Annotated in this window: 5 protein-coding genes and 1 tRNA gene; 5 read left to right on the forward strand and 1 reads right to left on the reverse strand. The window is 38.8% G+C overall.

Going from position 1 to position 3,880, the window contains the following annotated elements; translation table 11 throughout:
• Positions 1 to 132 precede the first annotated feature (132 nt).
• On the reverse strand, positions 133 to 1,050 hold the full coding sequence (locus ABIB50_RS26520; RefSeq protein ID WP_429385071.1) for a PfkB family carbohydrate kinase: 918 nt from the start codon (positions 1,048 to 1,050) through the stop codon (positions 133 to 135).
• Between the two features lie 228 nt (positions 1,051 to 1,278).
• Here ABIB50_RS26520 and ABIB50_RS26525 point away from each other — a divergent pair.
• The 5 genes from ABIB50_RS26525 (at position 1,279) to ABIB50_RS26545 (ending at position 3,801) form a co-directional block, all read left to right on the forward strand.
• Positions 1,279 to 1,352 (forward strand) — tRNA-Asn (locus ABIB50_RS26525).
• A gap of 318 nt (positions 1,353 to 1,670) precedes the next feature.
• Positions 1,671 to 2,000: a helix-turn-helix domain-containing protein gene (locus ABIB50_RS26530; protein WP_429385074.1), complete on the forward strand. Its 330-nt coding sequence runs from the start codon at positions 1,671 to 1,673 to the stop codon at positions 1,998 to 2,000.
• Positions 2,001 to 2,282: 282 nt separating this feature from the next.
• Positions 2,283 to 2,888: an AAA family ATPase gene (locus ABIB50_RS26535; protein WP_429385077.1), complete on the forward strand. Its 606-nt coding sequence runs from the start codon at positions 2,283 to 2,285 to the stop codon at positions 2,886 to 2,888.
• Positions 2,889 to 3,076: 188 nt separating this feature from the next.
• On the forward strand, positions 3,077 to 3,334 hold the full coding sequence (locus ABIB50_RS26540; protein ID WP_429385080.1) for a hypothetical protein: 258 nt from the start codon (positions 3,077 to 3,079) through the stop codon (positions 3,332 to 3,334).
• 170 nt (positions 3,335 to 3,504) lie between these two features.
• Positions 3,505 to 3,801 (forward strand): plasmid mobilization protein, encoded by a 297-nt coding sequence (locus ABIB50_RS26545; protein ID WP_429385083.1) that lies wholly within the window; start codon positions 3,505 to 3,507, stop codon positions 3,799 to 3,801.
• The last annotated feature ends 79 nt before the right edge of the window (positions 3,802 to 3,880 follow it).

A 3,880-nucleotide genomic window follows, 5' to 3' on the forward strand; every position in this document is an offset into this window, starting at 1 on the left:
TCAAACTAAATCTAAAAGGAATGAGCCCGTTAAAATACCGAGCTCATCATATTAATAATTAATTTAAATTCGTCTAACTTTTCGGGGGCACTTCAATACGCCCCGCCTTTTTTATTATATCCTCTTATTAGATTAATTTATTTCAAAAGCAGACAGGTGCACAAACTCTTGTACACGTGCAGCTACTTCTGCTTCTGTAAGGTTCTTGATTTTTTCTGTTCCAAATTTTTCAACACAGAATGATGCTAAAGCAGAACCAAAGATGATGGCATTTTTCATGTTATTGAAATTAACTGTACCAACTTTAGCCATGTAGCCAATAAAACCACCTGCAAAGGTATCGCCTGCGCCGGTTGGATCAAACACCTCGGCCAATGGCAATGCCGGTGCCGAGAAGATCTTATCCTCATGGAACAACAAAGCGCCATGCTCACCTTTTTTAATGATCAAGTATTTTGGGCCCATGGTTAATATTTTATGCGCTGCTTTAACCAATGAATACTCACCCGATAGCTGGCGCGCCTCGGCATCGTTAATAGTTAATACGTCGATAAGCTTTATAGTTTCTAACAGGTCGTCCATCGCAATGTCCATCCAAAAGTTCATGGTGTCCATTACAATAAGCTTAGGGCGGTTTTTAAGGCGTTTAATAACCGTTTGTTGTACTTGTGGTGTCAAGTTACCCAACATCAAATATTCGCAGTCCTGGTAGCTTTCAGGGATGATTGGGTCAAAATCTGCCAATACATTTAATTCAGTTACCAATGTATCGCGGCTGTTCATATCGTTATGATATTTACCACTCCAGAAAAATGATTTCTCGCCTTTTTTAACCTGCAAACCTTCGGTGTTAATACCGTGGCTATTAAAGTCGGCAATTTCGCTTTCGGGGAAATCATCGCCTACTACGGCAACAATTTTTATTTTATCATAAAAGTAAGAAGCGGCTAAACCTGCATAGGTTGCGGCACCGCCAACAATTTTATCTGTCTTACCAAAGGGTGTCTCAATGGCATCAAATGCCACAGTACCAATAACTAATAAACTCATTTAAATATTTATGTTTTTTGCAAATATGCCATTTTTAACTCATAAGTGGCAATAAGCCGGCAATTTATTGGCGCTATATTTTTCAATTCCGGCAATTATTTATAAAATGGTTAACCCAATTAATAAATTAAAACAATCTCATCTTTAACCATTTATATTTTTTTTTAAAAAACATTGGGAAATTACCTTAGAAATCATACTTTTGCACACTCCAAACCAGAAAATAATTCCTGAGTAGCTCAGCTGGTTAGAGCATCTGACTGTTAATCAGAGGGTCCCTGGTTCGAGTCCAGGCTCAGGAGCTTGAAAATCAATGAATTAACCCAACTCTGGCGAGTTGGGTTTTTTTATTTGCATAAAATTTGCATACTTTATTGCTATTTGCATACAGACAATAAAAAAAGGTTGCTCTTCCTCCGCGCCTTTATGCGCATCCACATGTTTTAAAAACCTTGATTTTTACCTTTTCCATTTTTACGGATTCGCTCTGTTTATTTACCTATCTATACCCTTTATTGCTGTTGTTTAGATTTTTTCACTGTCCGACTCGGACAATCTCGGAGTGATGTCCGGTTCTCTATAAATAATTTTGCTTCCATAACGAATTAAAAAAAGCTGTTATGGAAATATTAACATTTGATCAACTACCTAAAGCAGTAAGCGAGCTTTTAGAGAAAGTATCTAAGATCGAGCACATCCTTAGTCAGGAACGTCCCAACGAATCGGATGCCGATAGTCTGTTTTCAATTAAGCAGGCATCTGCTTTTTTGAATCTATCAATATCTACGATTTATGGCAAGGTATGTCGCCGAGAAATCCCAGTTAGCAAACAGGGGAAGAAATTGTATTTCAACAAAACTGAGCTACTTGCCTGGATAAGGTCTGGCCGTAAAAGTACCCTGGCTGAAGTTGTAAATTCTGTTTCACTAACCCGCGGCAAACGCCGGTAACCTTTTTAAACTATGAAGAATCACGTAAACCATACGGATTGGCTAAACAATCATTTATACCTATCCCACAAGTTTAACAAGGAGCTCAATGATTTTGGTATCGAGCTGGTTTCCGATCTCCAAAAGTTGTCACTGTTAGACCTTTTAAATTTCAAGACCATCACCATTGCGAGACTAAGGAACGTCATTGTTTTTATGTTTGGCAACAATTTAAATTTCAGAAGTCTCGGGAATTAGCATTCTCGTGAAATCTCTCTTAACGTAAACTTAATAAATTACATCATGGCAAAGATCATCACATTGGCGCATCAAAAAGGTGGCGTCGGCAAAAGCACGTTAGCGTTGAACCTGGCATTGTGCTTCAAAGATCAATTAAAGGTCGCGTTAATCGACTCCGACTTACAAGGAAGCATTTATCATTTAAAGGAAGATTTTCCTGAACTCGATATTTTAGCCCCGGAAAAGATCAGTGAAATACCGAGTTTGGATTATGATCTTATTATAGTTGACACACCTCCGTATTTGTCTAACCGACTCAATGAATTGTTTGGTTACTCAGATTATGTTTTGGTCCCCACCAAAGCGGGTTTCTTTGATGTTATGGCTATAAAATCCACGCTGGCCCTGATCAAATTTTCACAAGCACAAAATAAAAATCTTAAAGCAGGTATCGTACTTAATATGCTAAAGCCAAGGTCGGGTATAACGGCGGAAATTGTCGAATTGATTAATACGCTGGGTACTCCCTTATTAAACACACGCGTCTTTGATCGGGTGAGTTTTGCGAGGTCGTCAATGACATCCGGTATCCTGAAAAGCACGGATCAAAAAGCGATCGAGGAGGTCACGTTTCTTGCGGAAGAGATCGTCAATCTCATGAGTGTATAAATGTAGCAATGAATATTTATTCAAATGTTCATTTGAATAAATATTCATTTGTAACAATGTAGAGTTGTTTAAATGTTCATTTATAGCAAGCTGCAAATGTAGCGTTGTTCAAATGTTCAATTAGCGATATTCACAAATGTTCATTGCTGCATTTATAGAATTGTTCAAATGTTCTTAAAGATTTTGTAATGGATAATTATAAGAAAAAGCTCGGCGATCTGGCCAGCAAAATTAAAAACGAAACGCCTCATACACCCATACAGCAGGTGACTCCGGTGAAAGCAATACAAGCCCCTACCAACGAAGATGAGGCACGTTTCAATAACTGGATACCAAAGGGGCTTAAACGTAAAATAAAGGCCTATGGAGCTCAGAATGATATATCACAGAAGGAGATAACCATTCGGGCATTACAGAATTATTTGAAGGACAATGGGAGTTTGTAAAAGTAAGCAGATAATGAGAGTTACGAATATGGAGATGGGATCAAACTGCTTTCTTTTTGCAGTTAGCAAGATGTACGTTTGTACCACAAACGGATCTTGCCCTTCCCTCCGAAGTCGGTTCGGGACCATAGTAAAACACTCCAGAGTCGGTTTTATTAAATTGTATCATCATGGAAAATGACAATGAAAATCGTTCACGTTGGCTAAAGATCCGTCTAAGGCCAACAGAAGAAGAATCACTCAATAAACGGTATAAGAAATCTACTTTTCAAAATCTAAGTGAGTATGGCCGCGCGATGATTTTAGGGGAACCGGTGACAATTGTTCACCGCGACAAATCAATGGACGAGATGTTAGAAGAACTCGCCTTGCTTAGGCGGGAATTGAATCACATCGGCAATAATTTAAATCAGGCAGTAAAGAATATCAATAGTGCGCACGGTTTTCCCGATTGGATATACCGCTGATATTGACCACCTGATTCCGGCGGAATGTGACCAGTGATTCCGCGTCAAATTGACCACCCCATTCCGGGGCAAACTGACC

The organism is Mucilaginibacter sp. UYCu711 (assembly GCF_050433825.1).
In the GTDB taxonomy this organism is placed as follows: Bacteria; Bacteroidota; Bacteroidia; order Sphingobacteriales; family Sphingobacteriaceae; genus Mucilaginibacter.